The organism is Clostridium polyendosporum (assembly GCF_018332455.1).
Classification (GTDB): domain Bacteria; phylum Bacillota; class Clostridia; order Clostridiales; family Clostridiaceae; genus Clostridium_AY; species Clostridium_AY polyendosporum.
On record NZ_BOPZ01000002.1, the window covers coordinates 148,225 to 171,689 of the forward strand.

Here is a 23,465-nt window from a genome sequence, read left to right on the forward strand (position 1 = left end):
ATTATAAATTCAGTTATGAAGTTGTGTATCCATAATGCAAGTACTACCCATATGAACAGTTAAATAAAAGAGGCTCCTATGTAGCATGGCTACATAGGAGTCTCTTTTATATACTATCATTTTACAAAGTGGGGTTGACTAAAATAGGTTGAATGTATATTTAATCTTATTTTTCTCATATGGTGAATAAATTAAATTTTTACTACATATGTAGAATTTTGTATAAAATATTATATATTATTGGAGCGAGGAAAACAGTCATTATACCTGCAATGCCTATAGAAAGGCTACTCATAGCCCCCTCAGTTTCTCCTATTTCTAAAGCTTTTGTTGTGCCTACTGCATGAGAAGCAGTACCTAAAGAAATGCCTACAGCAATATTATTCTCTATCTTTAATATTTTACATATTAGCGGACCGAAAACTGCACCGATAATACCAGAAACAATTATACCTACAACTGTTATAGATATTATTCCATTTAGTTGACTACTAATTTCTATGCCTATTGGTGTTGTCACAGATTTTGGTACAAGAGACTTTATAAGTGTATCATTTAATCCAAGTAAATATGATAATATTATAATACTTGTTATACCAACCGTACTTCCAATAAAGATTCCTGCTATTATAGGTAAAGAATATCTTTTTAGTAAATTTATTTGCTTATATAAAGGTACGGCTAAAATAACAGTTGCAGGTCCAAGAAAAATATTTATAAATTGAGCACCTTCATTATAGGTTTCTAAATCTATATTGAAGGTCGTTAAAAAAACTATTATTAAAGCTATTGCTATTAATAAAGGGTTAAAGATAGGTAATTTTGTTTTCTTATAAAATATAATTCCAATTTCAAAAGCAATTAAGGATAAAGCAATGCCAAAAAGAGCATTATTAGTAATTACATTCATAGAAATACCTCCTTATTTATTTTTTTTCTTTTGGTGTTAACAACTGAACAACGAAACCAGTTACTGCTATTGTTATACTTGTTGTTAATAGACAAACCAAAAGTATTTTTCCCCATGAATCTTTTAATATATTTAGTGAGGCAAGAAGTCCAACGCCTGCTGGTACAAAGAAAAAAGCTAAGTGATCTAAAAAGAATTTTGCTATTGTTTCTACCTGGTTGACCTTAATAATATTAGTTAGCAATAGCAGTAATAAAAGAAGCATTCCTATTATATTACCTGGTACAGGTAAGTGTAGAATTTTAGAAGTTGTTTCACCTATAAAAAATATAATTAATATAATTAAAAGTTCTCGAAATAGCTTCATTAAAAAGCCCCCTTCCCAATACTCTCTTTTTACTTTATCACTTTATTCAATGAAGGTAAAATATTGTATAAGTTTATATAACACATTTAAAACAATTTCATTTTTCATTTAGCGCAATGAACACCTTATTGTTTTGTTTTCTTAATAAATGTAGCTATTTACATAAATAAAGATACAAAAGTTTAAAATTTAATATAGAATTTTAGAAAATACTTGAAAACTTTATAGTATTTTCTAAATCTATAATAGGTAATTAAACTTGTGTATCTTTACTTGCTTCCATTTCACACAGTGAAATCTAGCTAGGCTTGAATAGGGCCGATACCTATTCAAGTTATTCGATAAATTACAACTAAAATAAAAAGACATAATATTTTTTAAGAAATATAACTTAGTATTTAATTCTTATCTTATTTTCTAATATTGTAACAATTTTGTACATTAGATAAGCTATTACAGAGAGAATTATTATACTCATCATAACCATATCTAGTTGTGCTATTTGACCACCATATACAATTAAGAATCCTAATCCATCCTTTGCAACTAAGAATTCTCCCATAATCACTCCAACCCATGAAAGTCCAACATTTATTTTTAAAGCTGATATAAGTGTTGGGATGGAAGCTGGAATTATAAGATATCTTAATATCTGCGGTTTAGAGGCTCCGAAGGTCTGCATTAATTTTATTTTTTCTTCATCAACTTCTTTAAAGCCTGCTAGTACACTTATTATAGTAACTACAATTGAAATAAGTAGTGCAATAACAATAATTGGTGTAATTCCGTTGCCTGCCCAGAAAATGATAATTGGTGCAAGAGCAACTTTAGGTAGAGCATTTAAAACAACAAGATATGGCTCTGCTACCTTAGAGGCGAACTCACTCCACCAGAAAAGTATTGAAATAAAAGTACCGAGTAATGTTCCTAAAGTAAAACCTAAAATAGTTTCATAGCAGGTAATACCAATGTGTTTTAATAGAGTCCCTTCCTTATAAAATGAGATTAAAGATTTGACAACTCTTGATGGAGTAGAAGTTAGAAAAGGATCTATCCATTTTAAATCTCCAGCTATCTCCCAAAGGGCTATAAAAATTATGAGAACAAGGGCCCTTACAATCCCCAATTTAATACGATCATTTCTTATTTTCTTTAGATATAGTTCATGTTCTTTATTTTCATTCATCATTATGATCCAGCTCCTTCCATACTCTGTTAAAATAATCTCTAAACTCATGTTCTTCCCTTCTTTGAAGAGGTGAAAGTTCTGAACTTGAAAATTCTAAATTTATTATTTCTTTTACTGAAGAAGGACGTTTGGATAGCATAACAATTTTAGAAGATGTAGAAATAGCCTCAGAAATATCGTGGGTTACCATAATAGCAGTTTTATTTTCATTTTTAATTATATGAAAGATTTCATCACATACTTTAAGACGAGTTTGATAATCAAGAGCAGAGAAGGGCTCGTCTAAAAGTAGTATTTCTGGATCTAAAGCAAGAGTCCTGATAAGTGAAACTCTTTGTCTCATGCCTCCAGAAAGTTGACTAGGATAGCTTTTCTTAAATTTAGATAAACCGTATAGAGATAACATCTTTTCGATTTTTTCTTTATTTTCTATAGTTAATTTTTTCTTTATTTTAAGTCCTAAAATTACGTTATCCCAAACAGTTAGCCACTCAAAAAGGTGGTCCTTTTGAAACATATAGCCAAGCATCTCCCTATTACCTACAAGAGGTTTATCTTTATATAGTATTTTACCTGAGGAAGGATAAATGAGTCCTGAAATTAAATTAAGAATAGTAGATTTACCACAACCAGAAGGTCCTATAAGACTTATAAAGTCTCCCTTATAAATAGAGAAGGTAATATTTTTCAGTGCATCTACAACTCCAGATGGAGTGTGATATCTCATAGAGATATTTTCTAGTGTAAGTAGATTCATTTATTATCACCATCCATTAAAATTTTTGTCACGGATTAAGAATTGAAATTGTTCATCTTTAATCCGTGACAACAATATGACTAATAAACAATTTATAATTAAAATCATTGTAATTTCACAAAGGTACTAAAAATTGAGATACTAATAAATATATTGCCTTACGTGCTGTCATTTCACAAAGTGAAGCCTAGCTAAAGCTAAGTAGGCTCGATACCTGCTCAGCTTTAGCTTTACTTAGAAAGTTCCTTAACTACTTTTTCACTAAAGCTGTTGTCAACGAGTTTTTCAAAAGAAGGTCTTGCAGGGATTAAATTTGAATCATAAGATTGAATGATATCCATAAGTTTTGACATAGCTTCTTCTTGCATTGTAGGATTAGGTGCAAAGGCATTTATGCTTCTATAATTTTTTATTACATTAACTAAAATGTCCTCATCAGTTCCTGGGAAGAAGGACTTTATTGCTTTAGCTACTTCTTCATCACTGCTCTTTTGTACCCAGAGTTGACCTTTATAAATTGCTCTTGTAAATTTCTCTATAATTTGTGGATTTTGATTAATATATGATTTAGTTGAGAAGAAACAGGTATAAGGAATAACCCCAGCAGATTGTCCTACTGATGCAACTATATAACCAGCATTATCTTTTTCTAACATTGATGCGGTAGGTTCGAAAAGTGCGACATAATCTCCTGTACCACTTTTAAAGGCTCCAGCTGTTGCTGTGAAGGCTAAATTAGTAATGATTTTAACATCTTTATTTGGTTGAATACCATGATTTCTTAAAACATATTCTAGAGACATTTCAGGCACTCCACCAGGTCTACCACCAATTATAGTCTTACCTTTTAGGGATTCCCATTTAAAGTCTTCTTCTTTACTTCTTGATACTAAGAAAGAGCCGTCCCTTTGAGTGAGTTGTGCAAAAATTACAGGTAAGTCGTCCCTTTGTTGATTGTGAATATAAATGATTTGTTCAGGTCCGCAGAATCCTATATCAGCATTTTTTGATAGTACTTGTTGAGCTGTTTTATCTGCCCCCTGACCAGTAGACAAGTCAATTTCTAAGCCTTCTTCTTTAAAAAATCCCTGATTTATAGCTGCATACATTGGAGCGTAGAATACTGAACGAACCACTTCGTTTAATCTTACCTTTGTAAGTGCTTTAGTATCCTTGGTATTAGTTTTAGTGATTTCGCAGGAAACTAAGGTTAATACCAATATCATAAGTACAGAAGTGATGGTTAGTAATTTAGATTTTTTCATTTGGCTCCCCTTTGATGTATTTGAATTGATTTACTTTATGATATGAATAGAAATCTGGAACGGTTACTTATAAGGGGATTTTTGTAATAGAAATATAAGCGTTAAAAGGAACTTTATTTATAAATCTTTCACTTTATATTTCGTGTAAAAATAGGTGTATAGTAGGGTGGGGAATATGCTATAATTTGTATACTCATATTTTCAGTAATAATATAAAAGGAAAGGAGTGAACATTTAGTGATTTTGTATGTTTACCATACTCTTTCATTAAGGCGAGTATATGGAGATAAAGAAAGTAAAGGGAAATACATTTTGTATTGATACGGGAATAACATATATACCTTTTTATAAAATTAATGATGAAGAAATTATTATGTTGGATTCAGGATTGGCAAAAAGAGAAAGAGAAGAAATAAATACACTTCTAGAAAAAAACAGTTTTAAAGTAGTTGGTATAATATGCAGTCATGCACACAGAGACCATATTGGAAACAATGCTTACTTAAAAGAAAAATACAATTGTGTTATAGCCATGCCATCCCATGAAGCTCTTCTTTGTAGTTCTACAGTCAATCTTAAAGTTTATTATAGTAGCCAGACATTATCTGATGTTATAGAGCATTTTGGACATATGATTTGTAAAACAGACGTTATGATTTCAGATGAACAAGATTCTATATATGTTTGTAATATTAAATTTAAAGTTATTCATACACCAGGTCATAGCCCTGCACATATATGCATCGCTACACCAGATGATGTTTTATATTTAGGAGATTCACTTATAAGTTATGAGGTCATGAAAGGATCTAAAATGCCTTACACGTATATATTAAAAGAGGACTTGAAAAGTAAAACAAAGCTTTATGACTTAAAGTACAGCAAATATATAATAGCACATAAAGGAATGTATGATGATATTACAGAACTAATAACAGATAATATAAATTTTTATAAAAATAAAGCCAAAAGAATATATGATGTTATAGATGGTGCTATGACAATGGAAGAAACTTTGAAAGCTGTTATTAAAAATTTTAATATTCATGTAGATAACACATATAAATATATATTTATTGAAAGAATGTTGAAATCCTATGTTGAATATTTGAATGAGACAGGAAGTATAGAGTTAAATATGGAGGATGGATTTCTTAAGTACTCAAAATCTACATAATGCCATTTGTTGATACTTAACATACAAGTGTTTTTCCAAAAAAGAACAGGATGATTCAAATAATTGCAATTTAAAACTAATTAGTTCTGCTGAACAAAACAATAACTATATTCTTAAATTTATATAAAATAAATCATTGTAATTAAGACACATCATTCTTATAATAGGATGGAAGAATATTACCTAGGTCCAAAAATATAAGAATATAAAAAGATAAAAACATAAAAACATATAGTAAATGAGCGGGGTTATGAAGTTTTTGTGTTTTTATATGTTAGTATTATAATTCCAGGGGGAGGATATACTTATGTACTTGATAGAGAGGGAGAATCAGTGGCGCTGGCATTTTCACAGGCAGGATTCAAGCTTTTGTTTTAAAATATTCATTAAAGGATAAATTTAGATATCCAAAGCCGTTATGGTATGTATCAAAGACAATTTGATATATATTTTTATATTAATAGGAAAATATGATATAACCTACAATTAATTTGATAGGGTAACAAACCTGAATTTATATAAACTATAAATATAAACTCAATATGAGGAGGAGTGAATTATGGCACACAAAATATTAATACCGGAAGCAAAACAAGGGTTAAGCAAAATGAAAATGGAATTAGCAGCTGAAGCTGGGGTGAATTTAAAAGATGTTCATGATGGAAATCTACCCTCAAGTACAGCTGGGAACATGGTTAAAAAAATGGTAGAAAGCTACGAACGAAACTTAAAATAACGTATTATAACAAAAGCTTTAGATTATTCTAGGGCTTTTTATACTTAATCTATCTTATACAAAGGTAGTTATATTTTCCTATAAGATATTTGTTATAATGTTTATATAGAAATATAATGTAATTTTAAACAGAGCCTATAAATTAAAACTCAGTCTCAGACTGAGCCTTTGGGTTTGTTATAATATTAAAACAAAAGAGAGGGATTTTTATTATGTATTTATCTGATTATCATATTCATACAAATAATTCTTTTGATTCTAATGAAACTATGGCTGGAATGTGCGAACAAGCAGTAGTTGAGGGGTTAGATGAAATCTGTTTTACAGATCATTTTTCTGTAAAAGAAGGGATAAAATCTAACGGATTTATTGATTTTAGCAAGTATTTTTCTGAGATTAATACTTGTAGGGACATTTTTAAAGGTAAGATTGCTGTGAAAATGGGCATTGAAATTTGCGAGCCTTTTGAAGATGAATATAAGCTGGGTTGTGAATTGACAAAGCTGCCTTTTGATTTTTTGCTGGGTTCTGTTCATAATATCGGGCTTGAAGGGATAAGCAGGTACATAGAAGATAGGGATAACAAGGAGATTTGGGATGTGTATTTTAAAAAATTGAGTAAACTATCTTCTTCTCCATATGTAGATGTTGTCGCTCATTTAGACCTTATGAAGAGATACTCATATGACAGTCATGGAAATTATTCATATGAATATTATAGAGATGTAATAGCGGAGGTACTAAGAGGGATAATTAAAAATGGTAAGGGTATAGAAGTTAATACCTCAGGATTAAGGTCGTCTGTGAAAGAAACAATGCCGTCAATATCTGTTTTGAAGCTATATAAAGAAATTGGTGGAGAAATTATTACTATCGGTTCGGATGCTCATGTAAAAGGTGATGTAGGAAGGGATATTAGATATGCAGTAAATGTACTTTCAGAACTTGGATTTAAGTCCGTATATACTTATCATCAAAGGCAGCCGATTGCAAAAAAGATATAGAAAATAGGACAACGGGTTAGTCAAAATCGCCATGAAATTCGCATGGTGATTTTTTTGTTTTAACACGCAAATTCACACTATTGGTAAATTTAATAGTATTCATGTTAACAACATATGACTTATAGGCCAGTCTATTAGTCATAGCTTCTGTCATTACAGGGTGTCTAAATATTTCTCCTCATCTATCAAAAGATAAGTTAGTGATAATTATTGTTGATTTATTTCAGATCTAATGGATATGTTGTTGAAGAGTAGCTTCACCTCTTTCGATAACGTTTATCAAATATCTAATTTACCCACTCTTTTTGTATGATCTTTAAACTAAGTTAGAATATTTTCTTCTAAAACGTTCTCGTTTAAAGTGTATTAAATGGTTAATTTTTTGTTATATTTGGAAAATTATAAAAAAACCGCAAAAAACTATTGAAAATAACAATTATTTGGTATATGAGTTAGTTAACATAGTTTATCCAATAAACAAACAAAGTGGTGAATTTATTTTATTTAATTAAAGGAGGGAGAAAAGTATGTGAAATCGTACACATATTGATGGTTTTTTTCATAAGTAAAAGATCTTTTATTTAAGTAATTTATTAACTCAAAGTAGAAAGGAGGATAGAGACAGATTTTAGAATATTAAACCATAAAGAATTAAGTTACTACAAGTTGTCTTTTAATTATATTAATGTTTGCAAGGTGGTTTGAAAACGTTTTTTTAAAAAATCGGTTATATGGAATTGAAGGCGTTATTAAAGTTTATTACTAAATGAAATTAAAGAAGCATTGATAACCCAGTGTTGCTTGGACAATCGATAGTTCACTTTAATGTTACTTAGCAAATATTTAGTAAATTAAATTCTTTTTGGGTATTAAAATCTGTCTTTAACAAACTATGAAACAAAATCGAAACTCAGTTTATCTTTTTGTAATTACATTAGTGGCTACCATTGGAGGTTTACTTTTTGGATATGATACAGCTGTAATATCTGGGGCTGAAAAATCATTAAAAGTGTATTTTACTGATAGTTTAAATCTAGGAGCATTAGTACATGGAGCAACAATTTCAAGTGCATTAATAGGTTGTATTATTGGAGGTATAATATCTGGTCGTTTCGCATCAAATTTTGGACGTAGGAAATCTCTTATTATAGCGTCAGTACTTTTCTTTGTATCAGCCCTTGGTTCTGCTTATCCTGAGTTTTTATTTTTCACAAAAGGGCACCCAACCATTTCTCTATTAATTGCCTTTAATATATATAGAATAATAGGGGGAATTGGTGTTGGTTTAGCTTCAGCGATTTGTCCAATGTATATCGGAGAAATTGCTCCTGCTGATATTCGTGGTCGATTAATATCTTTCAATCAACTTATGATCATTATTGGAATGCTAGTCGTTTACTTTGTTAACTGGGCTATCGCTCACGGACAAACAATAGAATGGGTAAATGATATTGGCTGGAGATATATGTTTGCATCGAATGCCGTTCCAGCTATAATGTTTGGTTTACCTTTACTTTTTGTACCAGAATCACCACGTTATTTAGCACTAAAAGGTGAAGAGGATAAAGCTCTAGCTATTCTAACTAAAATTAATGGTTCTTCAGAAGCAAAAGTCATCTTAGAGGATATCAAACAAACAGCAACTGTAGATGATTCTACCGAAAAACTATTTGCCTACGGAAAAACAGTAATTTTTATAGGAATCATGCTATCTGTTTTCCAACAGTTTGTTGGTATCAATGTTGCTTTGTATTATGCTCCAAGAATTTTTGAAAGTATGGGGGCTGGGCAAGATGCTTCTATGTTACAGACAATTGTTATGGGATTAGTTAATGTTATCTTTACTGTTGTTGCCATTATGACTGTTGATAAATGGGGACGTAAACCTTTACTGGTAGTAGGCTCTGTTGGTATGGCTATTGGTATGTTTGGTGTGGCTGGTATGGCTTTTTCAAATATTATTGGAATTAGTACTTTAGTATTTATTATTATATACACAGCTTCATTTATGATGTCATGGGGACCTATTTGTTGGGTACTAATTGCTGAAATCTTTCCTAACAAAATTCGTGGCAAAGCAGTGGCAATTGCTGTTGCTGCACAATGGGCTGCTAACTATCTAATTTCATCTACTTACCCAATGATGATGGAATATAGTAGTGCTCTAACTTATGGTTTTTACGGACTGATGAGTGTTCTTTCAGCTCTATTTGTTTGGAAGTTTGTTCCTGAAACCAAAGGAAAGACTCTTGAAGAAATGGAAAAAGTTTGGGGGGAATCGGCGTAATATACTATAAAGCATGGTTTTAGAATACCTCTATATATCTTAGGTATATATGTATCTCAAAAATGAATAAACGCCATCCTTTTTTGAAGAATGATTAAATGAGGTGGCGTTTATACAATTAATTCTTTTTAAGTCGATACAATACTGCTTTAAGACAAATATATTTATCAGTAAAGTTGCAGCCTGTTAATAAGCTGCGACTTTTTTCATTTAAAAGAATTGAGAAGACTAATCAGAAACCCTAATCTGTTCGTAAAAAGTACACTTTTAAACCAAAAGGGGCCAGCTTTAAAGAGGGGTTGTGTAATTTCTCTAAAATCTGAATGTGGTAATTTGCCATGCTTTTTATAAATTGTATTTTTTACGTTATACCATATCTAGAAAATATTCAATAGCAATGGAGGATGCTCCCAAAGCTGCAGCATTCTTTCCTAAGGAAGACGGCAGCAATTCATAATGATTATCTAATTCAGGATAAGTTCTAGATGAGACTGAATTTCTAATTGAATTCAAAACCATGGAGTGTGACTCGATTATGTTGTTTCTTAAAATGACGGCTTGTGGGTTGAAAGTATTAAGAATATTAGTCAAGCCTATGCCTAGATAGTGGCCGAAGTTTTGTAATAAATTTAAGATCTCAACATCATTCTGGTGTGCAAGATCAATAATTTCCTGATATGAAATCGTATTGTTTTTTTTCTGAAAAGATTTTAGTAATGCTTTTTCAGAGGCATATAATTCCCAGCACCCGCGATTTCCACAACTACATTTTGGGCCGTTAAAATCTATTGTCATGTGTCCCATTTCTCCAGAGAAACCGTTAACCCCTCTGTATAGTTCATTATTGATAATAATTCCAATTCCTATTCCAGTACTGATACTTACATAGATGATGTTATCATAATTTTTAGCAGCACCAAATATTTTTTCTCCATACGCACCTGCATTTGCTTCATTTTCAATAAAAACAGACACATTGAACTCCTGTTGTATTAAAGTCTTTAAGTCAATATTACTCCAGTTGGAGTTTGGGGTAAAAATGATTTTTTCATTTCTATCTACAAGTCCAGGCACACATACACCTATACCAATTAGACCGTATGAAGAATCTGGCATATGACTAATAAAGTGTTTGACAATTTTAAATAAAATATCTTTTGTTATTTCAGGAGAAGAATCCGCTAAATCATAGTACATATCAAGAACTATATTCCCCTCTAGATCTGTTAAAATGCCATTAATATAATCAACACCTATATCTATTCCTATAGAGTATCCAGCGTTTTTATTGAAAATAAGCATTACAGGTTTTCTTCCACCAGTTGACTGTCCTTGACCTATTTCGAAAATAAGCTTTTCTTCAATTAACGTGTTTACCTGTGAGGAAACAGTAGATTTATTTAATCCAGTTATTTCAGATAATTTTGCCCTTGAAATAGGTGAATTTTTAAGGATTTCATTTAATAGTAGCTTTTGATTTAATTTTTTGACTAAAGCTTGATCTGCGATATCCATTTTACTTACTCCTTTTGTAAACTTTTAAATCATAGTATTTTCTTTTAAAGATTTTCCGTTAAAAATGCATTGAATAATCCACCTTTCTTTTATTATAACTAAAATAAACTAAAAAATCTTGAAGATTATTGAAAAAAATGATTGTTTCTGTGTACAATACCATCTATTTAGTTTGTAGACCCGACAAACTAAGAATAATCCTTAATTGCAAAATTGTAAATTCCTATTACCAGCTTTTATATTCGCTTACTAGTAAGCAGTACTACTTTTGGCTTCTAAGATTTATTTCATCGGGATAATTTCTAAGTATATGTCCAGTTGTACTTCTTCTATATAGAAACCTCTTATATAATGAAGCCATTCAAACTTTAATAAAAAAGAAAGTTAAGAATCATGGAAAGTTATACATCATCAGTTTAGGCTCAGTAGTTGGTGTAGGATATTCAACAACTTTGATACCCAGTATTGATGAGGTAATAAGTATATTATCTTGGGTTATTATTAGGCTTATCAACTTTAGATATATTGGTGCTCAATAGTAAGTATATTAACTGTATTATTTATTTTATATAACCGAAAGAAAATTAAAAAAACTTTTGAAAAAACTTTGTAAAATACTTTGTAAAATAGTTTATAAAAGTAATTGAAAAAGTTTCATACCAATGTTATACTTATATTGTAAATTAAATATTAATTGTAAATTAAAAATGAGAGGTGTTAAATATGAACAAATATTTTCCTAATGTTTCTAAAGTAAAATACGAAGGTCCAAAATCAACAAATCCTTTTGCATTTAAGTACTACAATCCATATGAAGTAATTGGTGGAAAGACAATGAAAGAACATTTAAGATTTTCATTATCTTACTGGCATACTTTAACTGCTGGTGGTTCAGATCCTTTTGGAGTTGCAACTGCGGTTAGACCATGGGATGGTCAAAATGATGATATGGCTTTAGCAAAAGCTAGAATGGAAGCTGCTTTTGAACTTATGGACAAGTTAGATATCGAATATTTCTGTTTCCATGATAGAGATATTGCACCAGAAGGAAAAACTTTAGCAGAAACTAATGAGAAGCTTGATGAAATCGTTTCACAATGTAAAGAATTAATGAAAAAATATAACAAGAAACTATTATGGGGAACAGCAAATTGTTTCTCAAGTCCAAGATATGTTCATGGTGCGGGTACTACATGTAATGCAGAAGTTTTTGCTTATGCAGCAGCCCAAATTAAAAAAGCTCTTGAAGTAACAAAAGAATTAGGTGGTGAAGGCTACGTATTCTGGGGTGGACGTGAAGGTTACGAAACTTTATTAAATACAAATATGGAATTAGAGTTAGATAATTTTGCTAGATTACTTCAAATGGCTGTTGATTACGCTAAAGAAATAGGATTTACAGGTCAATTCCTTATAGAACCAAAACCAAAGGAACCTACAAAGCACCAATATGATTTTGATACAGCAACAGTTTTAGGATTCCTTAGAAAGTATAATCTAGAAAAGCATTTTAAAATAAATATAGAAGCGAATCATGCTACTTTAGCACAACACACTTTCCAACATGAACTTCATGTAGCAAGAATTAATAATGTTTTAGGAAGCGTAGATGCTAATCAAGGAGATCCAATGCTTGGATGGGATACAGATCAATTCCCTACAAATGTATACGATACCACTTTAGCGATGTATGAAATACTTAAGAATGGAGGAATTGCACCAGGTGGATTAAACTTTGACTCAAAAGTTAGAAGAGCATCTTTTGAAGCAGAAGATTTATTCTTAGCATATATAGCAGGAATGGATACATTCGCTAAAGGATTAACAGTTGCATATAATCTTCTACAAAATGGTGATTTAGAAAAGTTCATGGAAGAAAGATATTCAAGCTTTAACGAAGGAATAGGTAAGGAAATTGTAGAAGGTAAAGTTGGACTTAAAGAGTTAGAAAAACATGCATTATCTAATAATATTATAGTTAACAAATCAGGAAGACAGGAATTACTTGAAAGTATAGTTAACCAATATATATTTGAAGGTAAGTAATGTTAAGTATAGAGACAGTATTTTAAAACTGTCTCTATATTAATATAGGTGTTTACAAATTCAATAGTAAGGAGATGGTTATTTATGAATTGTTTAGGAATAGATTTAGGAACTTCTTCTGTTAAGATTATTATAATGGATGGAACTGGTAAGGTCGTTGAAAGCACTTCTAAAAGTTATGATGTTAGTTATCCTGCAGTTGGTTGGGCAGAACAAAATCCAGAGGATTGGTGGAACGGCACTAAAGAAGGAATTAAAGAATTGTTAAGTAGAGGTAGTGTAAAGCCAGAGGAAATTAACGGGATAAGTTTTAGTGGACAAATGCATGGCTTAGTTTTACTTGATGAAAAAAATGAAGTTCTAATGCCTGCAATTCTATGGTGTGACCAAAGAACACAAAAACAATGTGATTACCTAAATAATGAGTTTGGCCAAGATAAGATCTCAAAATATACAGGAAATAAAGCTTTAACAGGATTTACAATACCTAAGGTGCTATGGGTTAAAGAGAATAAACCAGAAATATATAGCAAGGTAGCACATATGATGCTTCCAAAGGATTATATAAGTTTTAAGCTTACAGGTAGCTTTGCTTCAGATGTATCAGATGCGTCTGGAACAGTAATGTTCGACGTAGAAAATAGAAAATGGTCTGAAGCAATGTTAGATTTATTAGAGATAGATGAAAAGGTTTTACCTAAGGTTTATGAATCTTGGGAAGTTGTGGGAAAAGTATCTAAAGAAGCTTCTAAGGAAACAGGATTATCTACAGAAACCTTAGTAATGGCTGGTGCAGGAGATCAAGCTGCAGGTGCAGTAGGAACAGGTACAGTAGATGCGGGAGTATTGTCAGTTGCACTTGGAACTTCTGGAGTAGTTTTTGCTTGTGACGAAAAATTCTCTGTAGATAAGGAAAATAGGCTTCATTCCTTTTGCCATTCAAATGGAAAGTGGCATCAAATGGGAGTTATGCTTTCTGCAGCATCTTGTTTACAATGGTGGGTAGATAACGTTAATACAGATGCTGATGGAAATGTTTTTGAAAAGCTGCTTTCTGAAGCTGAGGATTCTCCAGTAGGTAGCAATAGATTATTATTCTTACCGTATCTTATGGGAGAAAGAACTCCTCACAGTGACGCAAATGCAAAAGGAAGCTTTATAGGATTAAATATCACTCATAAAAGAGGAGATATGACAAGATCTATTTTAGAGGGCGTTTGCTTTGGTCTTAGGGATTCTTTAGAAATATTAAAAAGCCTTAATGTGGAAGTTAAGGAAGTAAGAGTTAGCGGTGGAGGTTCTAAGAGTAAGCTTTGGAGACAAATACTTGCAGATATATTTAACTTAAATGTAAATGTAATAAATTCAAAGGAAGGTCCAGCATACGGAGCAGCTATATTAGCAGCAGTAGGATGTGGATTGTATAACACTGTAGATGAAGCTTGTAAGGAGTTAATAAATATAACAGATAGAACAGAACCAATAAAAGAAAATGTAGAAAACTATAATAAGATTTACAATGTATATTCATCATTGTATGGCTGTTTAAAAGACAAGTTTGAAGAAATAAGTAATTTATAAAATATTATTATCAGGAGGACTAAAAATGAAATTATTTATTGATACTGCAAATGTAGATGAAATAAGGAAAGCTAATGACATAGGGGTTATTTGTGGTGTTACTACAAATCCTTCATTAATAGCAAGAGAAGGAAGAGACTTCAAGGAGGTAGTAACAGAAATAACTACTATAGTAGACGGACCAATAAGTGCAGAGGTAATTAGTTTAGAGTCAGAAGGAATGGTTAAAGAAGCAAGAGAGCTTGCTAAAATACACAAAAATATCATAATAAAAATTCCTATAACAATAGAAGGATTAAAGGCTGTAACAATACTTACAGCAGAAGGAATAAAGACAAATGTTACTTTAATTTTTTCAGCATCTCAGGCGCTTATGGCTGCAAGAGCAGGTGCAACCTATGTAAGCCCATTTGTAGGAAGATTGGATGATATAAATTCTGATGGAATGGTATTAATAAAAGACATAGTTGAAATATTTAAGCTTCATAATCTAAAAACAGAAATAATAGCAGCAAGTATAAGAAATTCAATGCACGTAGTAAATGCAGCAAAAGCTGGCTGTCATATAGCTACAGTTCCATATAAAGTTCTTCTGGATAATACTAAACATCCGTTAACAGATGCAGGTATAGAAAGATTTCTAAAGGATTGGGAGACAGTAGCAAACAAGTAACATTTTATAAAGAATAGGGAGTTGGCGAAGATATGAAGAATACTGATCAGTTAATAGTAAGCAATATAAGAATATTGTCAGCGGAGATGGTGCAAAAATCAAATTCAGGTCATCCAGGGTTACCAATGGGAGCAGCTCCTATGGCATATGCTTTATGGGCTAAAAATATGAAACATAATCCATACAACACTAAATGGATAGGAAGAGATAGATTTGTACTTTCAGCTGGGCATGGTTCGGCGTTAATTTATTCATTATTGCATTTATTTAATTATGAATTATCTATAGAGGATTTAAAGAAATTCCGTCAATGGGAGAGTAAGACTCCTGGACATCCTGAGTATGGACATACCGTAGGTATAGAGACTACTACAGGACCATTGGGTCAAGGTATAGCTAATGCAGTAGGTATGGCTATGGCGGAACAGTATCTTGCTGCTAAATTTAACAAGCCAGGATTTGAGATAATAGATAACTATACATTTGCTTTAACAGGTGATGGCTGTTTAATGGAAGGAGTAGCATTAGAAGCAATATCTTTAGCTGGAACATTAGGACTTGGAAAGCTTATACTTCTATATGATTGCAATAATATAACCATAGAAGGTAGCACAGATATAGCTTTTACAGAAGATGTAGAAAAGAAGTTTGAAGCTTGTGGTTGGCATGCAGTAAAAGTTGAAGATGGTAACGACGTAGATTCAATAGATAAGGCTATAAAGATGGCAAAAGCAGAAAAAGAAAAACCAAGTATTGTAATAGTAAAAACTCAAATAGGATATGGATGTCCAGCAAAGCAGGGAAAATCATCAGCTCACGGCGAGCCTTTAGGTGTAGAAAATATAAAAGCAGCAAAAGAATTTTTAGGATGGAATTATGAAGAAGAATTCCATGTGCCAGATGAAGTAAAGTCTCATTTACATGAAGTAACAGAACAATTGAAGGGTGAAGAAGAAAAATGGGAGAAGCTAAAGGAAGGATATGATAAGGAGTATCCAGAGCTTTCAAAAGAATTAGAACTTTGGTTAAGTGGCAAGGGAGCAGTAGATTTGGATAAGGAAGAAAGCTTATGGAGTTTTGAAAAACCTATGGCTACAAGAGCTTCTTCAGGAATTATAATAAATAAATTAGCTTCTTTAGTTCCAAACCTTATCGGAGGTTCTGCAGATTTAGCTCCATCTACTAAAACATATATGGAAGGAAAAGGCGACTTTTCAAAAGAAAACAGAGCAGGGGCAAATCTTCATTTTGGAATAAGAGAACATGCTATGGCTGCTATAGCCAATGGAATGACTGTATATGGTGGATTAAAAACTTTTGTAGCAACCTTCTTTGTATTTAGTGACTACATGAAAGGTGCTATGCGCTTATCTGCTCTTATGAAATTGCCAGTAGTTTATGTTCTTACCCATGACAGTATAGGTGTAGGGGAAGACGGTCCTACCCATGAACCAATTGAACAGCTAGCATCCCTAAGAAGTATACCAAATATGACAGTTTACAGACCAGCAGATTCAAAAGAAACAGCAGCCGCTTGGGACTATGCTCTAACAAAGGCAGATGGACCAACCTGCTTAGTTTTAACAAGACAAGATTTACCACTGTATAAAGAAACAGGACTAGAAGCATTAAAGGGTGCATATATACTGAAAGATTCAAAGAAAGATATAGCAGATATTATACTGATGGCAACAGGTTCAGAAGTGGAACTTATATATAAGGCTGCAGAAATCTTAGAAGAAAAAGGTATCGATGCTAGAGTAGTAAGTATGCCTTCACTAGAATTATTTGAAAGACAAAGTGAAGAATATAAAGAAAAAATACTACCTAAGAAGGTAAGAAATAGGTTAGCTGTAGAAGCAGCATCATCCTTTGGATGGCATAAATACGTAGGTCTAGACGGCAATGTTATCTCTATAGATCATTTTGGCGCTTCTGCACCAGCGAAAATCTTATTTGAGGAATTTGGATTTACAGTAAAAAATGTAGTAGAAAAAGCATTAGAAATAATTACTAAGAAATAAATTTAATAATTATATATAATGTGAATTTTTGTACTTCAATGTACATGCAAGCTGGAGGGTTAATCTTTAGCTTGTATGTATATAAATTTCTTTGTTAATTTGTATAAAATTAAAATTGTTCAAAAATTATAAACGATGATTAAGTTTTAGTGAAGTAATAATATTTAGTGAAATTTTAATAAATATTCATATCTTATAAAGTGATCTATAGTAGTATATCTTAGTAAATTAATTTGGGATGATAAAGTTTATATAAAAATCATAATATTTATGTTTAATACAAATTTTGATAAATATAAAGATTTTCGGTAAAAGAGTAGATATTAATATTTAGATATTCCAGTATTTTTATAAGCGGTAATTCATTTATGGAAGGGGAACGTATAATGGGAATTACAAGAAGCTTTTATGGAAAGACATTAGAGGGAAAAGAGGTGGATATTTTTACTCTTTCTAACGATAATGGTATGGTGGTGAAAATATCAAATTACGGTGGTATAGTTGTATCACTTATTGTACCTGATAAAAATGGCAAACTTGATGATGTTGTATTAGGATACGATAGGTTGGATGGTTATCTTAAAAACGGGTCTTTTTTTGGTGCGATTATAGGACGGCATGCAAATAGAATTGAAAATGCAAGTTTTGAAATTAACGGTGTAGTATATAATGTAACAAAGAATGAAGGAGAGAATCAGTTGCACGGTGGACTTATAGGATTTCACAAAGTTGTGTGGCGAGCAGAGATAGTAAGAAAAGGACAAGATGAATGCCTTCAACTTTCTTATATTAGTAAAGATGGTGAGGAAGGTTATCCTGGAAACCTTGATGTTAAAGTTATATATACACTAACTGATGACAATGCCCTTAGAATTGATTATCTTGCAATTTCAGATAAGGATACGGTGGTGAATTTAACAAATCACTCGTATTTTAATCTATCAGGCCACGCATCCGGAGATATTCTAAAACATGAAGTTATGATTGATGCAGATAGATTTACAGTAAATGATAAGTATAGTATTCCAACAGGAGAAATAAGAAGAGTGAAAGGAACTCTAATGGATTTCACTAAGTTAACACCAATAGAATCAGGAATATTTAGTGAATATGAACAAATAGCCTTTGGACATGGTTATGACCATAACTGGGTGTTGAATGTAAGTGGAGAAAAAGCAGAGAAGGCTGCTGAAGTATTTGATGCATCCAATGGAAGATTGATGGAAGTTTATACAACTAAACCAGGGATACAACTGTATACTGGAAATTATCTTGACGAATCTGAATGTTGCAAAGATAGTGCTCGATACGTTAAAAACAGTGGTTTGTGCCTTGAGACTCAGTATTTTCCTAATTCAGTAAAACATGAGCATTTTCCTTCCCCGATATTAAAGGCAGGAGAGCGATATAATCACACAACTATGTATAAATTTTTAACTAGGTAACATATTACCATTGATCATAAAAAGCCATCCTTCATAGTAAGTTTTACCTGCAAATCAATTTTACATCACAAAAAAGTGGGTTTTATATTTTTCAGAATAATAAATTCTTAAAAACTAATGTTTTAATTATTCTGATTTTAGATGTCCGTAGGCTAGGTCTTTGAATATATAGAAATGTTTTATAATACAAAAAGACTATATCATATATAAAAGCATTTTTATGCACTTTGTAAGAAGGATTTAAAAAGTTGTTTAAAAAGTATTTTTTTATGTTATAATAAAGTCAATCAATATATTTTAAACGAGTAATTCTATAGTTTTTTTATATAAGATAGTGTAAAATTGTACCTAGGGTATGATACCTAAATATTATATTAGATAAATGGTGATAAAATGCTTATTTTAGATCAAAGTGCTATAAAAGTAAATAACAGAAAAAGGATATTAAGATTATTATCTGAACAAAGAGAACTTACAAAACAAGATATTGCTAGGATTCTAGATATAAGTATTCCTACAGTTTCTACTATAGTAGCAGAACTTATAGTAGAAGGAATATTAGAAGAAGCTGGTATAGCTAGCTCCACAGGGGGAAGAAAACCGATAATATTGAGGTTTATTCCTACTTCATACTTTTCTCTAGGTGTGGATTTATGTGAAGACTTTGTAAGAGTAATACTTACAGATTTAGATAGTACTATACTTAAAGATGTTAAAGTTCAGATAGAAGATTTAGATTTTAATAATCTCTTAGATATCATAAAGTCTACAGTAAAAGAAATTTTAAAAGATAGTCATATAGAAATTTCCAAGGTATTAGGTCTAGGAATTTCTCTTCCAGGTATAGTAAATAATATGGAGCTTAAATTAGACATTGCTCCTAATTTTAATTTAAGAGAGTTAGATTTTAAGCCTTTAAAAGCTGAGCTAAATATTCCAATTTTTATTGAAAATGAAGCCAATGCAGGTGCTTTAGGAGAAGCTATTCTTGGAATAGCTAAGGAAATGGATAATCTCATTTATATTTCCATAACTGAAGGAATTGGTGGAGGAATAATTTTTAAGCAAGAGGTTCATAGAGGTAGGAATAGTAAAGCTGGAGAAATAGGACATATGACTATAGATAAATTTGGCAAAGTCTGTAGCTGTGGTAAGAAAGGTTGCTGGGAAACTACTGCTTCTAAAAGAGCTCTTATTAAATATTATGAAGAATTAACTTCCGCAAAAGTAAAGAATATAAAAATCATATTTGATAAGTATAAAATGGGAGAGGATGAAGCTTTTAAAGCTTTGGAAATATATTCAGAGGAACTGGCGATAGGCATTCAAAACCTCATATATATATTTAATCCAGATTATATAGTTATAGGTGGAGAGATAAGTCGTTATGAAGATATATTGCTTCCTTTATTAGAAAAGAAAATCTTTTCTGAATGTCATTTATATAATAGTAGTGATGTTAAACTTTTATTTGCAAAACTTAAGGAGGATTCCAATATATTAGGAGCTTCACTTATGCCTATTACAGAAGCTTTTGGATTTAACAATATAATGTAGATTTTAAGAATGGAAGATAATTATGAATTTTGAGGTATAAAATCTATGTCACACAAATGGGATACTGAGCAACTCCCTTTACAGGGAGTTGCTCAGTATCCTGGAGAATCTTCTGTTCTCAATCAGAGAATAGAAGGTAATCGACTGTTGGGAAATACGAGTAAATTAATTTTAAAAGATATGTTTATGATTTTAGAATTAAATAGGTTTGAACATGGTGTATTAAAACAACTGAGGTTTGCGCTTTATGGTGTACCAAAGTTATGGCAAGGTGTATACGTTTAAATAGTGGAATAGGCGTTATTTTATAAGATATCCGATGCGTTATACCAGCTTATATCATTAAGTGATTAATAGTACAGAGGTGATATTAATGATTAAAAAAAACATAGGAAAGCAAAAACATATTGCGTTGGTTGCCCATGATAACAGAAAAACTGATTTAATTAATTGGGTTAAGAATAATAGTAATTTGCTTGGAAGACATTTTCTTTGTGGTACAGGCACCACATCAAGGCTTATTACTGAGGAGACATTACTTCCAGTGAAAATATATAAAAGTGGCCCTCTTGGAGGAGATCAGCAAATTGGTGCAGCAATAGTTGATGGCAAAGTAGACTTTATGATTTTTTTCTGGGATCCATTAACCTCTCAACCACATGATCCAGATGTTAAAGCTCTTCTGAGGATAGCTGTTCTATATGACATTCCAGTAGCTATGAATCAATCAACTGCAGATTTTTTATTAAGATCAAGTATTATGGAAGAAGAGTATGACAGGAACATTTTTGATTATAGCATTATAAGAAGATAGATATTTTAACAAAAGTGTATAGTATTATTCTAATTATAGCCTAAGTGGAAAATATAAATTAATAGTTGAACAATGTCATTAAACTCCTTGATTTCTAATAAGTCGAGGAGCTTTTTATTGTTTTAAAAATAGGCTTATTTATAATGCCGTCAGTATGAAATTCGCATGGTGATTTTTTTGTTTTAACACACAAATTCACATTGTTGGTGAAATGTCGCTCCACCACCCCTTATTGGAGGAGATGTGGTCAAACTCATCAAGTATCACCAGTAATAAATGAAACTGTAAAGTCAGAAGAAAAATCCAAAACTCTTTAGAAAACAAACTGAAAAGGTTTAAACACTTCTCAGTATGTGGTTTGTTTAAGTAGAAAATATAAGTAAAGCCTTGATGACAATGGCAGTTTATAAATTATACGAGGAATCTACGTTAATATCATATTTCATTCTGTTTGTGGAAAAAATACTATGGACATATATTCCAAAATAGTATATATTTAAACAATATTAAACGATTACGTAGATTGCAAGAGTGTATGTGATATGAAATCGATAATTAAAGGCGTAGGAAGAATCGAAGTTGCTTTCATTGAGGTAGTTTCAGCAAGCTTAAATATCTCAATGAATACTTAGAAGAAACGAAAGAATAGTATTAAGCATCGTAGAAGAGAGAGGCTATTAATGAAATATCATACAAGAGGGCTTGTAATGAAAGATTTTAAAAGCTACTACTTAGCCCATAATATATTAAGTTTTTAGTTTAAAAATAAAAAAATATGTCGAAATAATATCATGGACATATTTTCCAAAAAGGTATATACTAAAAATATGTTAAACGATTACGTTACGATAGGAGAGAAAGTAGGTATGAAACCGACTATTAAAGATGTAGCAAGAAAAGCGAATGTTTCAGTTGCGACAGTTTCAAGAATCTTAAATGGTCTCGATGGATACTCAGAAGAAACAAAAGTAAAAGTATTAAGTGTTGTAGAAGAACTTGGATATCAGAGAAATGCTATTGCACGGGGACTTGTAATGAAAAATACTAGTACCATTGGTGTTTTACTGCCAGATGTAGCTACTAATTTCTATGCTGCAATTTTAAATGGTATAGAAGATACTGCACATCAAAATGACTATAGCGTAGTTGTGTGCAATACTGGTGTAAATGGGGTTAGAGCATTGGATTACATTAAAGTTCTTGGGGAACGTCAAGTAGATGGAATTATCATAATAAGCATAAATATAACGGAAGAACTTTATAAAGCAATCGAATTATTAAAAATTCCATATATATTGGTATCTACTATGTCCTTTAGATTTCAGATGCCATATGTGAAAGTGGATGATCAACAAGCAGCTTATTCGGCTACTCAATATCTTATTAAAAAAGGGCATAAGGATATTGCAATGATTAGTGGAGATAAAGATAAAACAGATCCTATAGCTGGAAAACCAAGGGTAAATGGCTACATACAAGCCCTTCAGGATTATGGATTAAAAGTTAATTCTAAACTAATAAAGTATGGAGATTTCAGCTATGAAAGCGGGATTAAGTGTATGGAAGAATTACTAGAAGAAACTGAAAAATTCACTGCCGTTTTTGCAGCTAGTGATGAAATGGCAGTTGGCGCATTATCTGTAGCTTATCAGAGAAAAATTATTATACCTGATGAATTATCTATTATTGGTTATGATAATACAAAAGTAGCAGAGATGGCAATTCCTCCGTTAACTACAGTAGCTCAACCTCTATATGAAATGGGGAAAAAAGCGATGCAGAAAATCTTAAAAACTATTGAAACAAATGAGAAGCCAGAAAGTACTATTTTGCCGCATTCAATTGTGGAGAGGAGTACAGTAAAACAGCTTACATAAGCTGGTTTTTCTTTAAAGATTTACGTAAACGCTTAACCAAGATATTAAAAAATAAGTCCATTTATAAATACTTGTTTATTAAAATGTACAGTATATCGTAGTAATGTTATATATTTATCTAAATAATACAATAAATATTATATATATATATAAATATTACTTAGGTAAACGTTTGATTTGATTCGTTAATACTTATTGTGGATAAATTCTAAGGCTAAAGTAATGTCTTTTAAATTTATAT

The 23,465-nt window shown here is 31.3% G+C and carries 19 protein-coding genes; 13 read left to right on the forward strand and 6 right to left on the reverse strand.

Annotated features, from left to right (window positions below):
• Positions 1-202: 202 nt before the first annotated feature.
• The 5 genes from CPJCM30710_RS01760 to CPJCM30710_RS01780 all read right to left on the reverse strand — a co-directional run bounded on the left by CPJCM30710_RS01760 (position 203) and on the right by CPJCM30710_RS01780 (position 4,488).
• The gene (locus tag CPJCM30710_RS01760; RefSeq protein ID WP_212902450.1) at positions 203-910 is read right to left on the reverse strand and encodes an LrgB family protein; all 708 of its coding nucleotides are present in this window, start codon (positions 908-910) and stop codon (positions 203-205) included.
• Between the two features lie 16 nt (positions 911-926).
• Positions 927-1,277, reverse strand: a complete 351-nt coding sequence (locus CPJCM30710_RS01765) for a CidA/LrgA family protein (protein ID WP_212902451.1) — start codon at positions 1,275-1,277, stop codon at positions 927-929.
• Positions 1,278-1,668: 391 nt separating this feature from the next.
• A complete protein-coding gene (locus tag CPJCM30710_RS01770) occupies positions 1,669-2,466 on the reverse strand; it encodes an ABC transporter permease (RefSeq protein ID WP_212902514.1) in 798 nt (265 codons plus the stop codon).
• The gene (locus tag CPJCM30710_RS01775; RefSeq protein WP_212902452.1) at positions 2,456-3,223 is read right to left on the reverse strand and encodes an ABC transporter ATP-binding protein; all 768 of its coding nucleotides are present in this window, start codon (positions 3,221-3,223) and stop codon (positions 2,456-2,458) included. The genes CPJCM30710_RS01770 and CPJCM30710_RS01775 overlap by 11 nt, the downstream gene beginning before the upstream one ends.
• A gap of 230 nt (positions 3,224-3,453) precedes the next feature.
• Entirely contained in the window at positions 3,454-4,488 is a 1,035-nt protein-coding gene (locus tag CPJCM30710_RS01780) for an ABC transporter substrate-binding protein (RefSeq protein WP_212902453.1), read from the reverse strand.
• Between the two features lie 280 nt (positions 4,489-4,768).
• Here CPJCM30710_RS01780 and CPJCM30710_RS01785 point away from each other — a divergent pair, with 280 nt between their 5' ends.
• The 4 genes from CPJCM30710_RS01785 to xylE all read left to right on the forward strand — a co-directional run bounded on the left by CPJCM30710_RS01785 (position 4,769) and on the right by xylE (position 9,692).
• On the forward strand, positions 4,769-5,665 hold the full coding sequence (locus CPJCM30710_RS01785) for an MBL fold metallo-hydrolase (protein WP_212902454.1): 897 nt from the start codon (positions 4,769-4,771) through the stop codon (positions 5,663-5,665).
• Between the two features lie 559 nt (positions 5,666-6,224).
• On the forward strand, positions 6,225-6,401 hold the full coding sequence (locus CPJCM30710_RS01790; protein WP_212902455.1) for an alpha/beta-type small acid-soluble spore protein: 177 nt from the start codon (positions 6,225-6,227) through the stop codon (positions 6,399-6,401).
• A 212-nt stretch (positions 6,402-6,613) separates the two neighbouring features.
• Positions 6,614-7,405 (forward strand): histidinol-phosphatase HisJ family protein, encoded by a 792-nt coding sequence (locus tag CPJCM30710_RS01795; protein WP_212902456.1) that lies wholly within the window; start codon positions 6,614-6,616, stop codon positions 7,403-7,405.
• An 892-nt stretch (positions 7,406-8,297) separates the two neighbouring features.
• A complete protein-coding gene (gene xylE, locus CPJCM30710_RS01800) occupies positions 8,298-9,692 on the forward strand; it encodes a D-xylose transporter XylE (protein WP_212902457.1) in 1,395 nt (464 codons plus the stop codon).
• 366 nt (positions 9,693-10,058) lie between these two features.
• Here the strand turns inward: xylE and xylR are convergent, their stop codons facing one another.
• Entirely contained in the window at positions 10,059-11,207 is a 1,149-nt protein-coding gene (gene xylR, locus CPJCM30710_RS01805; RefSeq protein WP_212902458.1) for a transcriptional repressor XylR, read from the reverse strand.
• Positions 11,208-11,930: 723 nt separating this feature from the next.
• Between xylR and xylA the strand changes: the two genes are divergently transcribed.
• The 9 genes from xylA to CPJCM30710_RS01850 all read left to right on the forward strand — a co-directional run bounded on the left by xylA (position 11,931) and on the right by CPJCM30710_RS01850 (position 23,224).
• Complete coding sequence (gene xylA / locus CPJCM30710_RS01810; protein ID WP_212902459.1) at positions 11,931-13,253, forward strand: xylose isomerase; 1,323 nt, start codon at positions 11,931-11,933, stop codon at positions 13,251-13,253.
• Between the two features lie 84 nt (positions 13,254-13,337).
• Entirely contained in the window at positions 13,338-14,834 is a 1,497-nt protein-coding gene (xylB, locus tag CPJCM30710_RS01815) for a xylulokinase (RefSeq protein WP_212902460.1), read from the forward strand.
• A 25-nt stretch (positions 14,835-14,859) separates the two neighbouring features.
• On the forward strand, positions 14,860-15,507 hold the full coding sequence (gene fsa / locus CPJCM30710_RS01820; protein ID WP_212902461.1) for a fructose-6-phosphate aldolase: 648 nt from the start codon (positions 14,860-14,862) through the stop codon (positions 15,505-15,507).
• Positions 15,508-15,539: 32 nt separating this feature from the next.
• Positions 15,540-17,531: a transketolase gene (gene tkt / locus CPJCM30710_RS01825; protein ID WP_212902462.1), complete on the forward strand. Its 1,992-nt coding sequence runs from the start codon at positions 15,540-15,542 to the stop codon at positions 17,529-17,531.
• A 386-nt stretch (positions 17,532-17,917) separates the two neighbouring features.
• A complete protein-coding gene (locus CPJCM30710_RS01830; protein ID WP_212902463.1) occupies positions 17,918-18,976 on the forward strand; it encodes an aldose epimerase family protein in 1,059 nt (352 codons plus the stop codon).
• A 393-nt stretch (positions 18,977-19,369) separates the two neighbouring features.
• The gene (locus tag CPJCM30710_RS01835) at positions 19,370-20,533 is read left to right on the forward strand and encodes an ROK family transcriptional regulator (protein ID WP_212902464.1); all 1,164 of its coding nucleotides are present in this window, start codon (positions 19,370-19,372) and stop codon (positions 20,531-20,533) included.
• A 45-nt stretch (positions 20,534-20,578) separates the two neighbouring features.
• Positions 20,579-20,818, forward strand: a complete 240-nt coding sequence (locus tag CPJCM30710_RS01840; RefSeq protein WP_212902465.1) for a hypothetical protein — start codon at positions 20,579-20,581, stop codon at positions 20,816-20,818.
• Between the two features lie 88 nt (positions 20,819-20,906).
• The gene (locus CPJCM30710_RS01845) at positions 20,907-21,347 is read left to right on the forward strand and encodes a methylglyoxal synthase (protein WP_212902466.1); all 441 of its coding nucleotides are present in this window, start codon (positions 20,907-20,909) and stop codon (positions 21,345-21,347) included.
• Between the two features lie 866 nt (positions 21,348-22,213).
• Entirely contained in the window at positions 22,214-23,224 is a 1,011-nt protein-coding gene (locus CPJCM30710_RS01850) for a LacI family DNA-binding transcriptional regulator (RefSeq protein ID WP_212902467.1), read from the forward strand.
• Positions 23,225-23,465 lie beyond the last annotated feature (241 nt).

Coding starts and splice junctions, on each gene's coding strand:
- xylB (WP_212902460.1), top strand. CDS start 13,338: ATGAATTGTTTAGGAATAGATTTAGGAACTTCTTCTGTTAAGATTATT.
- CPJCM30710_RS01790 (WP_212902455.1), top strand. CDS start 6,225: ATGGCACACAAAATATTAATACCGGAAGCAAAACAAGGGTTAAGCAAA.
- CPJCM30710_RS01795 (WP_212902456.1), top strand. CDS start 6,614: ATGTATTTATCTGATTATCATATTCATACAAATAATTCTTTTGATTCT.
- CPJCM30710_RS01850 (WP_212902467.1), top strand. CDS start 22,214: ATGAAACCGACTATTAAAGATGTAGCAAGAAAAGCGAATGTTTCAGTT.
- CPJCM30710_RS01845 (WP_212902466.1), top strand. CDS start 20,907: ATGATTAAAAAAAACATAGGAAAGCAAAAACATATTGCGTTGGTTGCC.
- CPJCM30710_RS01770 (WP_212902514.1), bottom strand. CDS start 2,466: ATGATGAATGAAAATAAAGAACATGAACTATATCTAAAGAAAATAAGA.
- CPJCM30710_RS01780 (WP_212902453.1), bottom strand. CDS start 4,488: ATGAAAAAATCTAAATTACTAACCATCACTTCTGTACTTATGATATTG.
- CPJCM30710_RS01785 (WP_212902454.1), top strand. CDS start 4,769: ATGGAGATAAAGAAAGTAAAGGGAAATACATTTTGTATTGATACGGGA.
- CPJCM30710_RS01760 (WP_212902450.1), bottom strand. CDS start 910: ATGAATGTAATTACTAATAATGCTCTTTTTGGCATTGCTTTATCCTTA.
- tkt (WP_212902462.1), top strand. CDS start 15,540: ATGAAGAATACTGATCAGTTAATAGTAAGCAATATAAGAATATTGTCA.
- CPJCM30710_RS01835 (WP_212902464.1), top strand. CDS start 19,370: ATGCTTATTTTAGATCAAAGTGCTATAAAAGTAAATAACAGAAAAAGG.
- CPJCM30710_RS01830 (WP_212902463.1), top strand. CDS start 17,918: ATGGGAATTACAAGAAGCTTTTATGGAAAGACATTAGAGGGAAAAGAG.
- fsa (WP_212902461.1), top strand. CDS start 14,860: ATGAAATTATTTATTGATACTGCAAATGTAGATGAAATAAGGAAAGCT.
- CPJCM30710_RS01840 (WP_212902465.1), top strand. CDS start 20,579: ATGTCACACAAATGGGATACTGAGCAACTCCCTTTACAGGGAGTTGCT.
- CPJCM30710_RS01775 (WP_212902452.1), bottom strand. CDS start 3,223: ATGAATCTACTTACACTAGAAAATATCTCTATGAGATATCACACTCCA.
- xylR (WP_212902458.1), bottom strand. CDS start 11,207: ATGGATATCGCAGATCAAGCTTTAGTCAAAAAATTAAATCAAAAGCTA.
- xylE (WP_212902457.1), top strand. CDS start 8,298: ATGAAACAAAATCGAAACTCAGTTTATCTTTTTGTAATTACATTAGTG.
- xylA (WP_212902459.1), top strand. CDS start 11,931: ATGAACAAATATTTTCCTAATGTTTCTAAAGTAAAATACGAAGGTCCA.
- CPJCM30710_RS01765 (WP_212902451.1), bottom strand. CDS start 1,277: ATGAAGCTATTTCGAGAACTTTTAATTATATTAATTATATTTTTTATA.